Source organism: Phenylobacterium sp., from assembly GCF_031984885.1.
Classification (GTDB): domain Bacteria; phylum Pseudomonadota; class Alphaproteobacteria; order Caulobacterales; family Caulobacteraceae; genus Phenylobacterium.
Window position 1 is genome coordinate 61,698 of record NZ_DAMABV010000011.1, and the last position, 20,534, is coordinate 82,231.

The 20,534-nt window shown below is 69.7% G+C and carries 12 protein-coding genes; 4 read left to right on the plus strand and 8 right to left on the minus strand.

The annotated features are described in order from the left end of the window. Positions 1–37 precede the first annotated feature (37 nt). The 6 genes from RTL41_RS15915 to RTL41_RS15940 all read right to left on the minus strand — a co-directional run bounded on the left by RTL41_RS15915 (position 38) and on the right by RTL41_RS15940 (position 10,259). Positions 38–1,426 carry an efflux transporter outer membrane subunit gene (locus RTL41_RS15915; protein WP_312166050.1) on the minus strand — a complete coding sequence of 463 codons (1,389 nt, stop codon included), beginning with the start codon at positions 1,424–1,426 and terminating at the stop codon, positions 38–40. Beyond that, positions 1,423–4,626: an efflux RND transporter permease subunit gene (locus RTL41_RS15920; protein ID WP_312166051.1), complete on the minus strand. Its 3,204-nt coding sequence runs from the start codon at positions 4,624–4,626 to the stop codon at positions 1,423–1,425. The genes RTL41_RS15915 and RTL41_RS15920 overlap by 4 nt, the downstream gene beginning before the upstream one ends. A 2-nt stretch (positions 4,627–4,628) precedes the next feature. Further along, entirely contained in the window at positions 4,629–5,876 is a 1,248-nt protein-coding gene (locus RTL41_RS15925; RefSeq protein ID WP_312166052.1) for an efflux RND transporter periplasmic adaptor subunit, read from the minus strand. A gap of 324 nt (positions 5,877–6,200) precedes the next feature. Continuing rightward, on the minus strand, positions 6,201–7,676 hold the full coding sequence (locus RTL41_RS15930; protein WP_312166053.1) for an efflux transporter outer membrane subunit: 1,476 nt from the start codon (positions 7,674–7,676) through the stop codon (positions 6,201–6,203). Beyond that, complete coding sequence (locus RTL41_RS15935; RefSeq protein WP_312166054.1) at positions 7,660–9,186, minus strand: DHA2 family efflux MFS transporter permease subunit; 1,527 nt, start codon at positions 9,184–9,186, stop codon at positions 7,660–7,662. The genes RTL41_RS15930 and RTL41_RS15935 overlap by 17 nt, the downstream gene beginning before the upstream one ends. Continuing rightward, entirely contained in the window at positions 9,183–10,259 is a 1,077-nt protein-coding gene (locus RTL41_RS15940; RefSeq protein ID WP_312166055.1) for an HlyD family secretion protein, read from the minus strand. Before RTL41_RS15940 ends, RTL41_RS15935 begins: the two co-directional genes overlap by 4 nt. 147 nt (positions 10,260–10,406) lie before the next feature. Here RTL41_RS15940 and RTL41_RS15945 point away from each other — a divergent pair, with 147 nt between their 5' ends. Then, complete coding sequence (locus tag RTL41_RS15945; protein ID WP_312166056.1) at positions 10,407–11,357, plus strand: LysR family transcriptional regulator; 951 nt, start codon at positions 10,407–10,409, stop codon at positions 11,355–11,357. A 10-nt stretch (positions 11,358–11,367) separates the two neighbouring features. On the opposite strand, the gene RTL41_RS15950 is transcribed toward RTL41_RS15945, so the two are convergent. Then, positions 11,368–12,729 carry a metallophosphoesterase gene (locus RTL41_RS15950; protein WP_312166057.1) on the minus strand — a complete coding sequence of 454 codons (1,362 nt, stop codon included), beginning with the start codon at positions 12,727–12,729 and terminating at the stop codon, positions 11,368–11,370. A gap of 169 nt (positions 12,730–12,898) precedes the next feature. On the opposite strand from RTL41_RS15950, the gene RTL41_RS15955 reads away from it, so the two are divergent. Beyond that, positions 12,899–15,133: a TonB-dependent receptor domain-containing protein gene (locus RTL41_RS15955; RefSeq protein WP_312166058.1), complete on the plus strand. Its 2,235-nt coding sequence runs from the start codon at positions 12,899–12,901 to the stop codon at positions 15,131–15,133. A 25-nt stretch (positions 15,134–15,158) separates the two neighbouring features. Here RTL41_RS15955 and RTL41_RS15960 read toward each other — a convergent pair whose 3' ends face one another. Then, positions 15,159–16,733 (minus strand): FAD-dependent oxidoreductase, encoded by a 1,575-nt coding sequence (locus RTL41_RS15960; RefSeq protein WP_312166059.1) that lies wholly within the window; start codon positions 16,731–16,733, stop codon positions 15,159–15,161. 334 nt (positions 16,734–17,067) lie between these two features. Here RTL41_RS15960 and RTL41_RS15965 point away from each other — a divergent pair, with 334 nt between their 5' ends. Both RTL41_RS15965 and RTL41_RS15970 read left to right on the plus strand, forming a co-directional pair. Further along, complete coding sequence (locus RTL41_RS15965) at positions 17,068–17,913, plus strand: TauD/TfdA family dioxygenase (RefSeq protein ID WP_312166061.1); 846 nt, start codon at positions 17,068–17,070, stop codon at positions 17,911–17,913. An 86-nt stretch (positions 17,914–17,999) separates the two neighbouring features. Further along, positions 18,000–20,531, plus strand: coding sequence for a TonB-dependent receptor (locus RTL41_RS15970; protein ID WP_312166062.1), 2,532 nt, complete (start codon positions 18,000–18,002; stop codon positions 20,529–20,531). Positions 20,532–20,534 lie beyond the last annotated feature (3 nt).

The window sequence follows — 20,534 nt, forward strand, 5'->3', positions numbered from 1 at the left end:
GGGCCCTATCTGTCGGCTGTCAGGCGTGGGCGGGCGATCAGGACGGGCCGGTCGCGCCGTCGTCGCCCCCCACCGCGCGGTAGAGATCGACCCGGTTCACGGCGGCTGAGAACTGGCTGGCCACATAGGATCGCTGGGCGGTGTAGAGGGAGCGCTGCGCGACCAGGCTGGCGAGGAAGGGGTCGACGCCGCCACGATAGCGCGCCTCGGTAAGCCGCATGGTGTCCTGCGCGGCCTCCACCTGGGTCTGGGTGGCGGCGAGTTCCTCGGCGATCGTGCCCTGCCTGGCCAAGGCGTCGGCCGTCTCGCGGAAGCCGGCCTGGATCGCCTTTTCGTACGCGGCGAGGGCGGCGTCCCGCTGGGCCTTGGACGCCGACACGCCGGAGAGGCCGGCGCCGGCGCGGAAGATCGGATAGGCCGCGCTGGGCGAGAACGAGCGGGTGAAGGTCCCGTCTTCGAACAGCGACGAGAGCGAGGGGCTGGCGTAGCCGAGGGCGCCGGTCAGCGAGATGGTCGGGAACAGCGCGGCCCGCGCCGCGCCGATCTCGGCGTTGGCGGCGCGCAGGGCGTATTCCGCCTGGAGCACGTCGGGGCGGCGCAGCAGGACGTCGGACGGCAGGCCGACGGGCAAGCTCTGCAAGCCGTGGCTGGCGTCCTGGATCGAGGCCGGCATCAGGGCGGGATCCACGGGCGATCCGAGCAGAAGCTGCAAGGCGTTGAGATCCTGCGCCAGCGCCGTGCGGAGGGCGGCGACGTCGGCCTGGGCCGCGGCGAGTACGGTTTCGGCCTGTCGCAGGTCCGTCCTCGGCGCGATGCCGCCCTGGAGCCGGGCCTGGGTGAGCCGCACGCTGCTCTCGGCGCTGGTCGCCGTATCCTGCGCGATCTTCAGCAAGGTGGCGTCGGCGGCATAGGTCAGCCAGACCTCGGCGACGTCGCCGAGCAAGGTCAGGCGCGTGGCGCGGGCGGCCGCCTCCGTGGCGAAGTAACGGTTGAGCGCGGCGTCGCTCAGCGAGCGCACGCGGCCGAACAGGTCGAGTTCGAAGGCGGTGACGGCGACGTCGGCGGCGTAGGTTTCGACATTGGCGTTCGAACCGCCGCCCGTGCGGGTGTAGCGGCCGTGAGCGTCGATCTGCGGAAGGCGGTCGGCGCGCTGGATCCTGTACTGGGCCCGGGCGGCCAGGATGTTGGCGGCGGCGGCCCGCAGGTCGCGGTTGCCGGCCAGGGCCTGCTCCATCAGGGCCTGCAGGCGCGGGTCGGTGAAGACGTCGCGATAGCTGACACGCGGCAGGGCCGCTTCGCTCTGCTGCAGGTAGGGATCGCCGGCCGGCCAGGAGGCGGGCGTCGGCAACTGCGGCTGGACGTAGCGCGGCTGGAGCGAGCACCCGGCAAGGCCCGCGGCCAGGAGGATGAGGGCCGCGCGGTTCATGCGGGTTCCACTTCGGCGTTCGGCGCCGATCCCCCGGGGCCCTGGCCCTTGTGCATCGAACGGAAGCCCCGCCGCACCATGATGAAGAACAGCGGGATGTAGAAGATGGCCAGGATGGTCGCGGTCAGCATGCCGCCGATCACCGCCGTTCCGATGGCGATGCGGCTGTTGGCGCCGGCTCCGGTCGAGATAGCCAGCGGCAGCACGCCGAAGATGAAGGCCAGGCTGGTCATCAGGATCGGACGCAGGCGGATGCGCGCCGCCTGGATCGCCGCCTCGATGACGGGCGCTCCGCGTTTCTCCGCCTGCTCGGCGAACTCGACGATCAGGATGGCGTTCTTCGCCGCCAGGCCCATGGTCGTGAGCAGCCCGATCTGCAGATAGACGTCGTTGATCAGACCACGGAGGGTGACGGCCAGCACGGCGCCGACCAGGCCCAGCGGCACCACCAGCAGCACCGCCAGCGGGATCGACCAGCTCTCGTAGAGCGCCGCCAGGCAGAGGAACACCACGAGCAGGGAGAGCCCGTAGAGGATCGGCGCCTGGCCCGAAGAGAGCCGCTCCTGGTAGGACAGGCCCGACCAGGCGATCGTCGTGCCAGGGATCTCGGCGGCCAGCCGCTCGATCGCGGCCATGGCCTGGCCGGAACTGCCGCCGGGCGCGGCCGAGCCCTGGAATTCGTAGGACGGAATGCCGTTGAACCGCGACAGCGTCGTCGGGGCCTGCGACCACGAGATGCTGGCGAAGGAGGAGAACGGCGCCATCTGGCCGTTGGCGCCGCGCACGTACCACTCCTCGAGGTTGGAAGGATCGGCGCGGTAGGGGGCGTCGCCCTGGACGTAGACGCGCTTCACCCGCCCGCGGTCGACGAAGTCGTTCACATAGCGTCCGCCCCAGGCCGTCGAGAGGGTGGTGTTCACATCGGCCTGGCTGAGGCCGAGGGCCGCGAGCTTGCGCGCGTCGGTGTCGATCTTCAGGGTGGCGATGTCGGGCAACTCGCTCAGGCGGACCGAGGCCAGGGCCGGGTCCTGGCGCGCGGCCTCCAGCAGCTTGTCGCGGGCCGCGTTGAAGTCGGCCTGGGACATGCCGCTGGCGTTCTGCAACTGCATGGTGAAGCCGTCGGATTGGCCCAGGCCGCGAATGGCCGGCGGGATCAGGGCGAAGACCTCGGCGTCGCGGAAGTCGCGGAAGGCGGCCGAGGCGCGGGCGATGATCGCGTCGGCGGTGTTCTCCTTGCCCTTGCGCTCGGACCAGTCGACGAAATTCAGGAAGCCCTGGCCGGTGTTCTGGCCGCTGACCCCGCCGCCGCCTCCGCCGCTGACCGTGAACATGGTGCGGACATTGGCGTTCTCCTGCTCGCGGAAATAGGCCTCGACCTGGCGCTGGACCTCGACGGTCCGCGCTTGAGTGGCGCCGGCGGGAAGCTGGAACCGAACGCTGGCCGCGCCCTGGTCTTCGGTCGGCAGGAAGCCGGTGGGGAGGCGGACGAAAAGCAGGGCGAGCACCACCACGATCGCGCCGTAGATTCCGAAGGCCAGGACACGGCGATCGAGGATCGTGCGCACCGAGCGCCGGTAGGCGTCGGCCATCCGGTTGAAATTCCGGTTGAAGCCGCTGGAACCGCGGTGGATCAGGCTGGCGACGGCGGGAAAGCGGCGCCCGAACCAACTGTCGTGGATCTCGTGCGCCTCGCGCTTGCGCTTCAGCAGGTTGGCGGTGATCGCAGGGCTGAGCGTCAGGGCGACGAAGATCGACAGCGCCATGGCCGAAATGATGGTCAGCGAGAACTGGCGGTAGATCACCCCGGTCGACCCGCCGAAGAAGGCCATGGGCAGGAACACCGCCGACAGCACCAGGGCGATGGCGACCAGGGCCATGGTGATCTCGTCCATCGACCGGATCGTGGCCTCGCGGGGGGAGAGGTCCGGATCCTCCTCCATCAGCCGCTCGACGTTCTCGACCACCACGATGGCGTCGTCGACCAGCAGGCCGATCACCAGCACGAGGCCGAACAGGGTCATGGTGTTGATGGAGAAGCCGGCCAGGTAGAGCACCGCGCACGTGCCCAGCAGCACGACCGGCACCGCCACGGCGGGCACCAGGGTCGCGCGCCAGCTCTGGAGGAACACGAACATCACGATCACGACCAGGACGACCGCCTCGGCCAGGGTCTTCACGACCTCGGTGATCGAAAGCTTGATGAAGTCGGTCGTGTCGTTGGCGTAGGCGAACTTCAGGCCCGGCGGGAACACCGTCGCCAGTTCCTCCACCTTGGCCTTGACCAGGTCGGCGGTCTTCAGGGCGTCGGCGCCCGGCGCCAGCAGGATCCCCAGGCCGGCGCCCGGATGCTGGTTCACGCGGCTGCGGGCGTTGTAGTTCTCCGAGCCCAGCTCGATCCGCGCGACGTCCGACAGCACCACGGCCGCGCCGCTGGGCTGGCTCTTCAGCACGATCTTGGCGAACTGCTCGGGCGTCTGGAGCCGCGACTGGGCGGTCACGGTGGCGTTGAGCATCTGCGAGTCGGGCTGGGGCTGGCCGCCGATCTCGCCGGCCGCGACCTCGGTGTTCTGGTTCTGGATCGCGGTCACCACGTCGCCGGGCGTCAGTTGGTAGCTGGCCAGGCGGTCCGGGTTGAGCCAGATCCGCATGGCGTACTGGGAGCCGAAGACGTTGGTGTCGCCGACGCCCTTCACACGCGAGAGCGGGTCCTGAAGATTGGAGACCAGATAGTCGGAGACGTCCCGGTTGGTCATCCGGTCGGTCTCGTCATAGACCCCGACGATCAGCAGGTTGTCGGGGTTCGACTTGCGCACCACCAGCCCCTGTTGCTGGACCTGGGCGGGGAGGCGCGAGACGGTCTGCTGGACCTGGTTCTGCACCTGCACCTGGGCGATGTCGGGATCGACGCCCTTGTCGAAGGTGACGGTGATCGTCACCTGGCCGCGGGAGGTGGAGGCCGAATTGAAGTAGAGCAGGCCGTCGATCCCGGCCAAGGATTGCTCGATGACCTGGGTGACGCTGTTCTGGATCGTCTCGGCCGAGGCGCCGGGATAGGTCGCCCGCACGGAGACCTGGGGCGGGGCCACGTCGGGATACTGCGCGACCGGCAGGCCCAGGATCGAGCCGGCCCCGGCCAGCATGATGATGATGGCGATGACCCAGGCGAAGATCGGCCGGTCGACGAAGATGCGGGAGAGCATGCTCAGGCGCCCCCTGCGGCGGAGCCCTTGGACTGGCCGTCCGTCTTGCCGGCCGGCGCGCCGATGCGCTGCGGGGTGCTGGCCGGAACCGGCTTCAACGACTTGTCGGGCTGGACGTTGGCCAGGCCCTGGGTGATGACCTTGTCGCCGGGGGCCAGGCCCTTGCTGACCACCCAGAAGGCGCCCTGGGTCCGATCGGCGGTGATGCTGCGCTGCACCGCCTTGTCGCCCGGGCCGACGATGTAGACGCTCGCCGCCCCCTTCGGGTCGCGGGAGACGGCGGTCTGCGGCACGAGGAAGGCGGCGGTGTCGACCGCCTGGGTGAAGCTGGCGCGGACGAACATGCCGGGGAGCAGCACGCCGCTGGGATTGGCGAAGCGCGCCCGGAGGGTGACCGTCCCGGTGGCCGGGTCGACCACGGCTTCCGAGAACTCGACGGTCCCGACCTGGTCATAGGCGCTGCCGTCCTCGAGGGTCAGCCGCACCTGCGTGCCGCCCGGGGCCAGGCCGCCGGAGGCCAGGGCGCGGCGCAGGGCCAGCAGGTCGCCGCTGGACTGCTGGATGTCCACGAACATCGGGTCGAGCTGCTGGATGGTGGTCAGCGGATCGGCCTGGCTGGTGGTGACCAGCGCGCCGACCGTCGAGAGCGAACGCCCGATGCGGCCGCCGATCGGCGCCGGGACGGTCGTGAACTTCAGATTGATGCGGGCGGTGTCCAGCGCCGCGCGGGCCTGGGCGACCGCCGCGCGGGCCTGGGCGGCCTGGGCCTCGGCGTTCACATAGTCCTGCTGGCTCACCGCCTCGATCGCGGCGAGGGGCTTGTATCGTTCGGCCAGGGCGGACGCGGCCGCGAGGTTGGCCTCGGCGCTCTGCACGTTGGCCTGCGCCTGGTTGACGGCGGCCCGGTAGAGGCTGGGGTCGATCTGATAGAGCGGCTGGCCGCGCGCGACCACCGAGCCTTCGGTGAACAGGCGCTTCTCGATCACGCCGGCGACCTGCGGGCGCACCTCGGAACTCTGATAGGCCACGACACGGCCGGTGAGCTCGTTAGTCAGGTCGACGCGGGTGGGCTGGACGACCACATAGCCGACCGTCGTCGGCGCGTTGGGGTCGCGCCCGCCGTGGTGCTCGTCGGTCTTCGCGCCGCAGGCGGCCAGAAGGCTCAGGCTCGCAGCCGCCGCCCAGCCCGCAAAGACCCCGCCGCGCCGTCTCAAGATGCGGCGTCCGACGATGTCAGAGGCGCCGACCATGTCTCGCCTTGAGGAGCTCTCGGAGCTGGGGGCCGCGCTGGCATGTGTCCGTCATCCTGACTGGCTGGCGCCATCGTTCCGGTCCTGAAAAACGTCGCACCGGCTCAAGGCTGTCTATTCGCCGGAAAGCACAAGCATATGACCCTGCGTCACCGGCTTGAAACTAATGAGCCACAAGAACGCCGGATTGTAGAAACGTGCCGGCACGAAAGTCAGCCGGCCAGGCAATTTGCTGTGGAAATCCAAGGCTGGTGAATCTGTATCGTGAGCGAGAGCAGAGACGATAGCCATAACGCCTTGAACGCCGCGCGGCGCCAGGCGCGGTCAGTCGCTGGAGCCGTCCGAGGCCGTGCGCCAGTCCGCGCCGGCGGCGGCGAAGAGGCGCACGGCGTCGGCCAGACGCTGACCGTTGGCCCGAGCGAGCGAGGACTGGCTTTCGTTCACGCGGCGCTGGGCGTCGAGCACCTCCAGGAAAGCGCCGCCGCCGCGCTCGTAGGCGACCTTGGCCAGGCGCAGGTTCTCGTCGGCCTGGGCGAGGCTCCTTGAGTGCGCCGCCAGCGATTCCTCGTCGGCCGACAACGCCGAAAGCGCGTCGGCCACCTGGGCGAAGGCGGTCAGCACGGTCTGGCGATAGCGGGCCGAGGCGGCGGCCGCAGCTTCCCGCGCCTGCTGGCGCCGCGCCTTCAGGGCGCCGCCGTCGAACAGGGGGGCCGTCAGGCCGGCGCCGACATCCCAGCCGCTGGCGTCGTAGGAGAAGAGGTCGGCCGGCTTCAGCGAACCCTGGGCGATCGAGGCCGTGAGACGGATCTTCGGATAGAGGTCGGCCGTCGCCACGCCGATGTCGGCGGTGGCGGCATGGAGGTCGGCCTCGGCGGCCAGGATGTCGGGCCGGCGGCGAACGAGCTGGGAGGGCAGGGCGATCGGCGCGGGGCCGGCCAGGCCGAGGTCGGCGAGACGGAAGTCCGGCGCCGTCCACTCGGCCGGCGCATGGCCGACCAGCACGGCCAGGGCATGGCGCGCGGCGGCGAGCTGGGCGCGCAGGGGCGGCAGCAGGGTGAGGTCCTGTTCGAGCTGGCTCTGGGCGGCGACGCGGGCGGTGCTGGTCGAACCGCCGAGGGCGTTGGCCTTGCGGACCAGTTCGACATTGGCCTCGTCGGCGGCGATCATCTGCTCGGTCGCCTCGATCTGCGCCTGCAGCGTGGCGATGGTCACCGCCTGGAGGGCGACATTGGCGGTGAGCGACAGATAGGCGGCGTCCGCGCGGCGCGCCTGGGCCTCGGCGCGTGCGGATGCGCCTTCGAGGCGACGGCGCTCGCCGCCGAACAGGTCCAGGTCGTAGCCGATCCCGCCGCCGACCGAATAGAGCGAGAAGGTCGGGTTTTCGAGCTGCATGTCGCCAAAGCCGGTGAAGCCGAAGGCCTGAAGGTTGGCCCGCTCGCGATGAAAACCGGCGTTGAGGTCGGCTTGGGGGCCGGCCTCGCCGCGCGCCTGGGCCAGGGCCGAGCGAGCCTGGCGCAGCGTCGCATCGGCCTCGTCCAGCGTCGGGCTGTCGGCGATCGCCTGGCGGATCACCTGGTCGAGCTGGGAAGATCCCAGCGCGGTCCACCAGGGGCCGCTGGCCGCCGTGTCGGGGTCGAGCCGAGCGATGGCGGGCGCTGCGTCGCCGGCCATCGCATAGCCTTGCGCGGCCGGCGCGCCGGGGCTCTGAAAGTCCGGGCCGACCGTCGTGCAGGCGCTCAGCAGGACGGCGAGGCTGGCGCCCAGCAGGGCGTGGCGACGGGGATTAATCGACAGCGACATGTTGGTCCGTCTTGGTCTTGGGGGTGCGCATGAGCAGGATCAGCGGCGCGCAGAAGATCGTGATGCCCAGCATCAGCCGGAAGTCGTCGAGGTAGGAGAGCATCGCGGCCTGGCGGGTGATCATGGCGTTCAGTCCGGCCATGGCGCTCTGGGTCTGGAAGACCAGCGGCGCGTAGGCCTGGTAGAGCGGGTTGTCGGGCCGGGCGTGCTCGACCAGGGTCGCGTGGTGCACCTCGATGCCGCTGACGAAGCGGGCCTGCATGATGGAGATGCCGGCCGCCGAGCCGATGTTGCGGACCAGGGTGAAGAGGCCCGCGCCCTCGGCGCGGTGCTCGGCCCGCACGGTGGCGAAGGCGATCGTCGACAGCGGCACGAAGATCAGGCCGGTGCCGACCCCGGACAGGAAGCCGGACACGATGATCAGGTGGGTGTCCATGCCCAGGCTGAACTGGGTCATCTGCCACAGCGACACGGCGCTGATGGAAAGTCCGGCCAGCAGGATCAGCTTGATGTTCACGCGGCCGATGAGCTGGCCGACCGCGAACATGGCGATGAACGATCCGATCCCGCGCGGCATGCTGACCAGGCCGGTGAACGCGACGGGATAGCCGAGCAGGGTCTGCATCATCGGCGGCAGCAGGGCGAGGGTGGAATAGAGCAGGATGCCGATGAAGAAGCCGAACACGCAGCAGGTGATGAAGTTGGCGTCGGCCAGCAGCGCGCGGGCGACGAAGGGCTTGGGCGCGGTGGCCATCTGCACGCCGAACATCCAGACGGCGACCACGGCCACGATCAGGTAGATCCAGATCTCGGCCGAGCCGAACCAGTCCTGGCCCGGGCCGCGGTCCAGCATCATCTGAAACGCCCCGATCGCCAGGGCCAGCGTGGCGAAGCCGAGGATGTCGAACGGCCGCTTCTCGGCGCCCTTGCGCTCGGAGAGGAAGACGAAGACGCCGGTGAAGGCCAGGATCCCGATCGGGAGGTTGATGAAGAAGACCCAGCGCCAGTCGAGATTGTCGGTCAGCCAGCCGCCCAGGGCCGGTCCCAGGATCGGGCCCAGCACCGCGCCGGCGCCCCAGATGGCCATGGCCTGGCCATGCTTCTCCGGCGGGTTGATATCGAGCAGCACGGCCTGGGACAGCGGGATCAGCGCCGCGCCGAACAGGCCCTGCAGCAGCCGGAAGATCACGATCTCCGGCAGGTTTCCGGCGATGCCGCACAGCATCGAGGCCACCGTGAAACCGGCGATCGAGATCATGAACACCATCTTGCGGCCGAGCCTGTCGGCCAGGAATCCGGTCAGCGGCGTCATGATCGTGGCCGCCACGATGTAGGAGGTCAGCACCCAGGTGATCTGGTCGGCGGAGGCCGAGACGCTGCCCTGGATGTGCGGCAGGGCCACGTTGGCGATCGTCGTGTCCAGCGAGTTCATGATCGTCGCCAGCATGACGGCGATGGTGATCGGAACCCGGTTGGCGGCGTCGCCCTTGCCGTTCCCGGCGGCGGTCATTTCTTCAGGGCCGAACGCACGTCGACCTTGGCCGTGGCGCTGAGGCCGCCGCTGAGGTCGGGCGCCGCCTCGTCCAGCGCCAGGCGCACCGGCAGGCGCTGGACCACCTTCACCCAGTTGCCGGTGGCGTTCTCGGCGGGCAGCAGGGCGAAGCTGGAGCCGGTGCCGGGGCTGAAGCTGGCCACGTGCGCCTTCAGTTCATGGTCGTAGGCGTCGATCTTGACCGTCGCCGGCTGGCCGATCCGCATGTGGGCGAGCTGGTCTTCCTTGAAGTTCGCCTCGATCCACGGCGCGCCGGAGATCAGCCAGAAGAGGGGCTGGGCGGTGGCGACGCGGTTGCCGACCTGGATCTGCTCGACCTTGGCGACCACGCCGTCGGCCGGCGCGACGATGGTGGTGTAGGAGAGGTTCAGGCGCGCCCGATCCAGTTGCGCCTGGGCCTGCAGGACCTTCGGATGCTGGTCGGGCGAAGCGGCCCGGCCGCCGATGTCGGCGAGCGCCGAGGCCATCTGCTGGCGCACCACGGCGACCTGCCGGCGGGCCTGCTCGGCCTCATGGGCGGCCTGGTCGGCCTGGGCCTGGGGCGAGACGCCGGCGGCGGCGAGCCCCTTCTGGCGGACGGCCTCGCGCTCGGTATAGGCGACGCGTTCCTGGGCGGCGGCGAGGTCGGCCTGGCGCTGGGCGTAGACTCCCTGCGAGCTCTCGACGTCGAAGCGCGCGGCGGCCAGCGCCGCCTCGGCCTGGGCGACGGCCACCTGGTAGTCGGCGGGATCGAGCTTGAAGAGCACGTCGCCCTTGCGGACCTTCTGGTTCTCCCTGACGTCCACCTCGACGACGCGGCCGTCGATGCTGGGGCTGATCGCCGTGCGGGCGGTCTGCACATAGGCGTTGTCGGTCGTCTCGAACCGCCCGCCGGTCAGCACGAAATAGCCGACCGCGAGAAGCGCCAGCGCCGGTGCGCCGACCATCAGCGGCAGGCGCAGCTTCTGGCCAAGGGTGCGTTCAGGCGGCCGATGGCTGGCGGCCTCCAGTTCGGCTTCGGCGATCGCCTGGTAGCCTTCCGCGTCGCTCACGCGCTGCTCCAACGTCTGCGCGCGGCCGGCCTTCACCGTCCGCGCATTATTGTCTGTGTGGTGAGGGCAGGGCGGGGAGGCCCAACCTGGAGCGCGCAGATAGGCCTCCCAAGATCATGAGCCAAATGATAGTTCGTCACGGCAGTCATGAACGATGCGCATTTCAATACGCTCGACCTCAACCTTCTGCGGGTCTTTCTCGCCTTGCTGGAGGAGGAGAGCGCCACGCGGGCGGGCGAGCGTCTGGGCTTGACGCAGTCCGCCGTCAGCCACGCCCTGGGCCGGCTGCGTGCGGCGCTGGGAGACGAGCTGTTCGAACGCGGGGCCTCGGGCCTGCAGGCGACGCCGCGCGCCGTCGAGATGGGGCCGGCCATCCGCTCGGCGCTCAAGGCGCTGGAGGAGGCCGTCTCGCCAGCGAAGTTCGATCCGGCCACGACCGAGCGCGTCTTCCATGTGGCCGCCAGCGCCTACGCCAACTCCGTGGTGATGCCGGTCGTCGTGAGGCGGCTGCTGGCCGAGGCGCCGGGGGCCAAGCTGCACCTGGTCGCCCCGACCTCGAACCTGGCCGAGGACCTCGATCGGGGCCGGCTGGACATGGTGATCGGGGCCTTCGACTACGTCGCCGAGCGGTTCGCCTACACGCCTCTGTTCGAGGACACCGGGGTCTGGGTGATCCGGTCGGGGCACCCGGCCTTGTCGCCCGAGATCTCCGACGAGGTGCTGGCCAAGCTGCCGCGGCTGTTGATCTCGAGCGCGGAGACGCGCGACCTGGCCCGCGAGCGGCGCGGCGTTGGGCTGCAGCGGATCGCGAGCTGGGGCGAGGGCTACGCCCTGGGCGGCGTCGCCCTGCGGGAGATCGACAGCCCGATCAGCGTTCCCGATCCCTATTCGGCCCTGGTCATGGTGGGGGAGACGGACGTCGCCGCCCTGCTGCCGCGACGCCTCGCGCTCCTGGCCGAGCAGGCCGGCCGGGTGGTGGTGATCGAGTCCGACGGCGCTGCGCCGCCGTTCACGGTCGGGGCGGTCGTGCGCCAGGGGGAACGGGGCGCGATCGATTGGCTGCTCGCCCTGATCAGGCAGGTCGCGAGGACGAGCTAGCGCGCGGAGGTCAGTCGGAAAGCAGCGCCTTGGCGGCCACCGCCTTCAGGCGCAGGTCCGGCGCCTCGCTGAACGCCAGGTCCGAGACGCCGAAATACTCGGCCTGGTTCGAGGCGCACCAGTCGGTCGTGACGATGCGGACGGGCTTGCCCGCCGGCCGCGCGACCGTTTCGGCATAGAGGAAGTCGCCGTTGCGCTGGTCCAGCGGCATCGGGCGGTCCTGGTTCGCGCGGGCCATGAACCGAGCGAGCTGCTCGGGCGGCGCCTCGCCGACCATCAGCTTGCCTTCGAAGCGCACGACGGCGTCGAAGGCGTGCCTGGACACCGGGCCTGACGGCAGTCCCGTGCCCAGCGTCGTGTGGCCGATGAAGCCCGCGTCGGCGCCGGTCGCGCGGGCCATGGCGGCGGCGACCGCGCGGCCGGTGTCGCCCAGCGGCAGCGCGCGGGGCGAGACGCCCAGAAGGGCGCGCTCCTGTTCGGTGACCGACTGCGCGAGGACGGCAGGGATCAGCGCGGCCAGGCGAGGCGAGGGCGATGCGTCCAGCGCGATCGGCTTGGAGAGCGCCTCGGCCGGCCCGCTCGCCCGCAAGGTGACCGCGGTGTAGGCGTTGCTCCACGAGCCGGTGTGCAGATAGAGGCTGCGGCCCTGGCGGTGCTGGAACAGCAGGTGGTTGTGGCCGCCGATCATCAGCGTTCCGTCGGGCAGCAGGGGCAGGATCTCGCGGTCGGGCGCGACGCCGGCATGGCTCATCACCATCGCCAGGTCGGCGCCGGACAGGGCCGCGGCGAGGTTGGCCCGCGCCCACTCGCCCGGGACGGGGATGTTGAGATCGGGCCGGCTGGCGGCGGGATAGGTGTTGAGCGAATCCGTGGCCACGCCCACGACCCGCAGCGTCCGGCGCCCCAGCGGCAGGTCGGCGCTGGCCGCGGCGTAGGGCGCCCCGGTTCGCGCATCGACGATGGTGCTGATCACGGTGACGCCCAGGCCGCGCAGGCGGGCGACGACGTCGGCCAGGTCCGGGGTGATGTCGTTGTCGTGGTTGCCCAGGTTGACGATCGTGGGCGCGAGCTTCGGCAGCTCGCCCAGGAAGGCCCAGTCGATGGCGCCGTTCGACCGCACCGCGGCGACATTGCCGTGCTCGAAGACGTCGCCGTCGACGGCGATGACATGCGGGACCCTGTGGGCGGCCACCTCCGCCTCCAGGGCGGCGAGCAACTGCCCGGTCCGCTCATAGGCCGAATGCAGGTCCGCCATGGCCAGGACGCGCCCGACGATCGGCGAGGTGAATCCGGTGAGGAAAGGCGCAGCGGCGAGGCCGGCGGCCCCCTGAAGGAGCCGGCGACGGTCGGTGAGGGGATGATCGTGGGGCACGGGGCCTGATTTCACCATTTCGGCGGTCGCGCAACGTGCGTCCGCAGGTCGCAATGCGTGATTGCGGCCACGTCTTGAAAATTTCACCAGCCGAACGCCGTTTTGTATTGGCGCTTGGGTGCGCTGCAACGTAGGGCGGCGCCGATATCTACTCCTCGGGGATAAACTCATGTCACGTCGTTTCGGCGCGCTGGCCTGCTCGGTCAGCGGCCTGGCTCTTCTCGTCTCCACGCCCGCGCTCGCCCAGTCGGCGGGCGACGCCGCCTTCACCGTCGAGGACGTCGTCGTCACGGCCCAGCGCCGCAGCGAGAACATCCGCGACGTGCCGTTCGCGGTCACCGCGGTGAACGAACAGAAGCTGGCCGAAGTGGCCGCCGGCGGCGGCGACATCCTGTCGATGTCGGCCCGCGTGCCCAGCCTGCAGGTCGAAAGCTCCAACGGCCGCTACGCCCCGCGCTTCTATATCCGCGGCCTCGGCAACGTGGACTTCGACTTCAACGCCTCGCAGCCGGTCTCGGTCGTGCTCGACGACATGGTGCTGGAGAACGTCTTCCTGAAGGGCTTCCCGCTGTTCGACGTCCAGCAACTGGAAGTGCTGCGCGGGCCGCAGGGCACGCTGTTCGGCCGCAACACCCCGGCCGGCGTGGTCAAGATCGACACCGTCAAGCCGACCAACGACTTCACCGGCTTCGGCTCGCTGGCCGTCGGCAACCTGGGCGCGGTGCGCGCCGAGACCGGCGTGACCATCCCGGTCAACGACACCCTGCAGGTGCGGATCGCCGGCCTGTGGAACCATCGCGACGACTGGATCGACAACATGTACAGCCCCGCCTTCGCCGATCTGAACGGCAAGGACCTGGGCAATTTTGACGATCGCGCCGGCCGCGTCCACGTCGCCTGGCAGCCGACCGACCGCCTGTCGGCCCTGCTGACCCTGCAGGCCCGCGACTACGAAGGCACCGGCACGATGAACCGCGCCAACGTGCTGACCAAGGGCTCCAACGAGCTGAACGCCAACTTCAACCGCGAGCGCGTCTACTACGACGGCGGCCGCAACAACTTCCAGAAGCAGGAAACCCGCTCGGGTTCGCTGCAGGTGGCCTACGACTTCGGCCCCGCGACCCTGACCGGCGTGGTCGGGCGCTACTGGGGCGCCTCGGCGGGCGACGGCGACATCGACGGCGGCGTGGCCTCGGCCCCGGCCGACGCGCCCTGGAAGACGCCGTTCAACTCCGAGACCGGCACCCTGGACAGCGACCTGCGGCAGGACACCTACGAGCTGCGCCTGGCCTCGAACGGCGACGGGCGGTTCGGCTGGCAGGTCGGCGCCTTCTACTGGGAAGAGCGCTTCAACCTGATCTCGGCCACCTTCAACGGCACCGGCGGCCTTGCGCCGACCATCGTCACCGACATCGTGCAGGAGTCGGACTCCTGGTCGGTGTTCGGCCAGGGCCACTATCAGGTCACCGACGCCCTGAAGCTGACGGCCGGCCTGCGCTACACCGACGACAGCCGTGACTTCCGCGGCCAGCGCACCCTGGGCGCGCCGCTGGACGTGACCAAGCAGGTCGGCGACGAGCAGGTGAGCTGGGACGTCAGCGCGCTCTATGCGGTCAATGACGACCTGAACCTGTTCGCGCGCGTGGCCAACGGCTATCGCGGTCCGTCGATCCAGGGCCGGATCGCCACCTCGAACGTGGTGACGACCGCCAATTCGGAAACGGTGATGTCCTACGAAGCCGGCTTCAAGGCCCGGCTGTGGGAGCGCCGGGCGCACCTGAACGCCACCGCCTACTACTACGAGGTCACCGACCCGCAGTTCACCGCCATCGGCGGCGAGGGCAACTTCAACCAACTGATCAACGCCGACAAGGGCGAGGGCTACGGCGTCGAAATCGACGGCGACGTCTATCTGGGCGCGGGCGTGACCCTGACCGGCGGCTTCGCCTGGAACCACACCGAGATCAAGGACAGCGACCTGCTGGTGGCGTTCTGCGGCGCCAACTGCACGGTCACCGACCCGATCGTTGACGTCGGCACGACCCGCCGCGCCAGGATCAACGGCAACCCGTTCCCGCAGGCGCCCGAATACACCGCCAACATCACGCTGGACTGGGTGCACACCCTGGCCAACGGGGCGCAGTTGTTCGCCTCGACCGACTGGGTCATGCAGAAGAACTTCAACCTGTTCCTCTACGAGTCGGTCGAGTTCATGCAGGACACTTCCTTCGAGGGCGGCGCCCGCGCGGGCTGGCGTGCGCCGGAGCTTGGCCTGGAAGCGGCGCTCTACGTCCGCAACATCACGGACGAGGCGAACGTCATCGGCGCGATCGACTTCAACAACCTGACCGCCTTCGTCAACGAGCCCCGGACCTTCGGGATCCAGGTGACGAAGCGCTTCTGACCCCGACTGGCCCGGCGGAGCGCCATCAGCTTCGCCGGGTCAGGCTTTCGGCTCGAACCTGCTCGGCCAGCAAGGCCGTCGTGCGATGAGCCGCGGCGACGGCGCCTTCCTGCCAACTCGGCAGATGGCTCAGATGGGCGCCGCTGAGGTGGATGCGCCCTTGCGGCTCCAGGAGCACTCGATAGGCCGCCGGGTCGTTGCCGTCGGCGTTCCAGTGCAGCCAGGGGCCCCGGTTGAACGGGACCTTGTTCCAGTCGACGATGATCGGGGCGGTGAGCTTCGCGCCCTGACCGGGATGCAGCCGCTCGACGGCGGCGCGGGCCAGGGACGCCTGTTCGTCCAGCGGCCTGGCCTGGAACGCGGCGGCGAGCTTCGACACCATGTAGGCCGCGACCAGCAGGCCGCGCGGGGCGTTGAAATCGTTGCTCGGATACCAGACCGCCCCGGTGCCGCCGCTGGGGAACGACAGGCCGCCATAGATCTGCTCGGCCTCCCAGAAGCGCGGCGCGTCGAAGGCGACCTTGGCCGCATGATCCTGCACGGCGCCGGCGATCGCGGCCTTGAAGGCGGGCGCGAAGTCGGTCTTCACCCCGGAGAGGACGCTGAGCGGCAGGGTGACGACCAGGTAGTCGGAACGGGCGGTGCGGACCGCGCCTGAACGGCGATCGCGCCAGGTCACCTGGGCCGCGTCGGGCGACTGGCTGATCTCGAGCACCTCGGCGTTCAGGCGGACCTGGCCCTTGAGGGCGGCCGCCAGGGCGCGCGGCAGCCGGTCCATGCCGCCGACCGGCTGGAACATCGTCGCCTGCATGAGGATGTTGTCTTCGAAGAGGACGTTCGGCGTGGAGTCGCTGCGCAGCAGTTCGCGCAGGTCCAGCGGCTGGCGACGCGTCCCGGCCTCGTCGCCCGCGCCCGGAGGGGCGACATAGCCCGAGCGCTCGGACCCGCGGTAGGCGAGGTCGGGCTGCAGGTCGCCATAGAGCTTGAGGAAGGCGAGCAGGCGTTCGCGGTCGTCGCCCGTGAGATCGGCGTCCAGGGCGCCGCGATCGGTCGCCTTGGCCAGCAGCTCCGAGATCTGGCCCCGCAGGTCGTTGACCACCTGGCGCTGCTGGACGGGGCGGCCGGCGAACGCGGCGTCCGACTGGAGCAGGGCGCTGCGGCTGGCGTTCACCTCGACTTCCAGCGGGACGCCCAGCGCCTTGCAGTAGCCCAGGACGCCCTGGTGGTGGCTTGGAATACGGGCCGGGCCGGCATTGAAGTAGAGCCCCTCGGACAGCCTGGCGGTCTGGTCGGCCTCGCCGCCCAACTGCACCTTGTCGCCGTTCCTTATGGTCCAGGTGCGCCCGCCGACCCGGTCTCGCGCCTCCAGCACGGTGACCGCGAAGCCGGCCTTCTCAAGTTGATAGGCGGCGACGAGGCCGGCGACGCCGGCTCCCAGCACGGTCACCCGTCGGCCCGCCCCGTGGGCCGCAGGCAGCCGGGGCGCGGCCTGGGCCGGCGTGGCGGACAGGAGGCCCAAGGCCTGCATTCCGGCATAGGCCGCCCCGTAGCCGCCGCTGGCGGCGAGCCTGCTGATGAAACGACGACGGCTGAGCCCCACGCGACGACCTCCGAAATGAAGGTCTTGGCATCGGCGCTCGGCGCGGGCGGATGGAACGCAGAATTTCTACCTGACCGGCTCGGTTTGCTGCATGCACCGCCAGATGTGGCCGCCGCGCCGCAGTAGTGTTGGGGTTTATGAGCCAGGCGTTCGCATATGAGTTCTTCTCATCGCGCGTATGAGCAATGGTTACGCCGCCTCATAATTTCGACTCATGAGTTATATTGTTGATTTGGATATACAAAAATCTCTTCAGTTCGGCAGAAATTGTTGATCGCGGCGTCGGGTGACCTGTTGTTCCTGTGATGGGCGTCCATCAACAGGGAGAGCCTCGATGAGCTCCGCCGTTCTTGAAGCCCGTGACCTATCGCTGACCGTCGAGCGCCTGAACCCGACCATCGGCGCCGAGATCGGCGGGGTGGATCTGACCCAGCCGCTGACGGCGCAGTTGCGCGATACGCTTCGCGGCCTGCTTCTGAAGCACAAGGTGCTGTTCTTCCGCGACCAGGACATCACCCGTGACCAGCAGGTCGCCTTCGCCCTGAACTTCGGCGAGCTCTACGCCCATCCGACCGGCGGGGTGGAGACCCATCGCGTGGTCCAGCCGATCGCGGCCGAGAACTTCAAGAAGTATGTCGCCAACGGCGAGAGCCATTGGCACACCGACACGAGCTGGCGGATCGATCCGTCGTTCGGCGCCGTCCTGCGGGCGGTGACCATTCCTGAGGTGGGCGGCGACACCATCTGGGCCGACGGGGCGGCGATCTACCGGGGCCTGCCCGAGGACCTGAAGGCGCGGATCGACGACCTCTATGTCATTCACGACTACCAGGACGCCCTGCGCCGCTCGGGCGTGAACTATCCCCTGGTCGCCCATCCGATCGTCCGCACCCACCCCGAGACGGGTGAAGACATCTTCTGGATCAACTTCGGCCTGAAGCCGCGGATCGTCGACCTGGACAAGGCCGAGAGCGACGCCCTGCTGGCGCGCCTCTACGAGGAGGTGAAGCGGCCCGAGTATCACGCCCGCTTCCGCTGGCGGAAGAACTCGGTGGCCTTCTGGGACAATCGCGCCGGCCTGCATTTCGCCGTCCGCGACTATGGGGATTTCCCCCGGGTGATGGAGCGCGTGCTGATCGCCAGCGACGACATTCCGCACCGCGTCCGCCCGAGCGCCTGATCCGGCGTCGAGACCTCGGGCGCCGGCGGGGTCGGCGCCCTCCACAAGAAAAACAACAGGCGGCCATCGGCGCCGCCGGAGTCCTCATGTCCAAACGTCTTACTCGCGCCGCCCTGGTCGCATCGGCGGCATTCGTCTCGACACCGGCGCTGGCGCAGTCCGTCGCCGCCAACGCATCCCAGGCCGGGGTCGACGCCGCCGACGATGCGGTCGCCGAACTGGTGGTGACCGGCCTGCGGGGGCAGGCCCGGACGATCCTCGACAGCCCGGCCCCGATCGACGTGGTCTCGGCCGAGCAGCTCTCCGACACCGGCAAGGTCGGGCTGAAGGAGACGCTGAACACCCTGCTGCCCTCCTTCAACCTTCCCGGCATCAACGGCGGCGGCACCTCCTGGACGGTGCGCGCCGTGACCCTGCGCGGGCTGAACGGCGACCAAGCGCTGTTCCTGGTCAACGGCAAGCGGCGCCACACCACGGCGCTGATCAACAACCTGGCGCGGGTCGGGCGCGGCGGCGTGCCGGTGGACCTCGACCTCATTCCCTCGGCCTCGATCGCGCGGATCGAGGTATTGCGGGACGGCGCGGCCGCCCAGTACGGCTCGGACGCCATCGCCGGGGTGGTGAACATCATCCTCAAGAGCGAGGACCAGGGCGGCTCGTTCGGGGTCAACGCCGGCCGCAACTATCTGGGCGACGGCGAGAGCGTCAGCGCCTCGGCGACCTATGCCCGGAAGCTGGGCCAGGACGGCTTCATCGACTTCGGCGTGAACTGGAAGAACAGCCGCGCCGCCTCGCGGGGGATCCCGTCACAGGCCAGGTACATCTATCCGGCCCTGCCGGGCGGGGCGGCCGATCCCCGCGACGCGAGCGTGGATCGCTACTTCTGGGGGCAGAGCTACGGGCCGGGCGAGGAGGACATCATCGCCACCTCGGCGAACGCCGAACTGCCGGTGTCCGACGACCTGACGCTCTACGCCTTCGGGACGCTGAGCCACCGCAGTTCCAAGAAGAACACCGGCAGCTTCCTGCCCAACAACATCACCCGGCCGAACACCACCACGTCGCTGCCCGAGGTCTATCCGCTGGGCTTCAACGCCCTGCGCCGGATCTTCCAGCTCGACACCCAGGTCGCGTTCGGGGCCAAGGGCGAGCGCGGCGACTGGCGCTGGGACCTGTCGACCACGGTGGCGCACGACAACGCCCAGCTCGACGGCCAGAACACCATCAATGCGACGCTCGGCCCGGCCAGTCCGACCTATTTCCACCTCTCGACCCACGTGTTCGATCAGGCCACGACGAACTTCGACGTCGCGCGCGAGTATGACGTGGGTTTCGCCAGCCCGCTGACCCTGGCGCTCGGCCTCGAGCACCGCTTCGAGCAGTTCGAGATCTATGCCGGCGACGAGGCGTCCTACGTCATCGGCGACTACGTGATCCCGGCCGGGCAGCCGTTCGCCGGGCGTCCGCCGACGCCGGGGCTGTCGTCCTACGCCGGGACCACTCCGGACGACGCCGGCAAGATCAGCCGCAACAGCTACGCCGCCTATGTCGACGTCGGCGCCGACATCACCGACGGCTGGTACGTGGGCGCGGCGGCGCGGGCCGAATACTATTCCGGCGGCGTCGGTTCGACGGTCAGCGGCAAGCTCGCGACACGCTGGGAGTTCGCGCCCGGCTACGCCGTGCGCGCCACGATCTCGAACGGGTTCCGCGCGCCGTCCCTGGCCCAGACCATCTTCGCGTCCTCGACCTTCAGCAGCATCCAGTGCCCGCCGCCGGCCGGGGTGGTCGCCAACTGCCTGCCCGGAATGCCCTTCGTCTCGTCGCCGACCAAGGTGCTGCCGACCTTCCACCCGGCCGCGCTGGCCCTGGGCGCCGAGCCGCTGGAGCCGGAGACGTCGGTCAACTACAGCGTCGGCTTCACCGCCCAGCCGGCGCCGCGCCTGCGGTTCACCATCGACGCCTATCAGATCGAGATCGAGGACCGGATCGTCGACACCGGGGTGATCCGCGGCCCGGTCGTGGGCGCGATCCTGGAGACCAACGGCCTGCAGCGGGACCTCTCGGTCTCCTACTACACCAATGCGGTGAACACCCGGACGCGCGGCGTCGATGCAGTCGCCGAGTACGGGTTTGGCCTGGGCGATCTGGGCGACCTGCGGCTGTCGGCCGCCTATGCCTGGAACAAGACCGAGATCACCGGCATCAAGCCGACGCCCACGGTGCTGGCCAGCCTCGGCTACGCGCTCTTCGATCGGCAGAAGCAGGCGGATCTCACGGTCGGCACGCCCCGCGACAAGCTCTCGCTGTCGGCGATCTGGAGCCTCGATCGCTGGAAGGTGAGCCTGCGCGAGACTCGCTACGGCGAATACACCGAGGCCGGCGCGCAACCCGTCAACGACCGGACGTTCAGCGCCAAGTGGGTCGCCGACCTCGACGTCGCCTTCGATTTCGACGCGAACACGACCGTCGGCGTCGGGGCCAACAACCTGTTCGACCAGCATCCGGACAAGATCGGCCTGCTGAACCCGGACACGGGCGCCGGCCAGTTCGGCAGCTTCTCGCCCTTCGGCATCACCGGCGGCTACTACTACGCCCGCATCGAGCGGCGCTTCTGATGG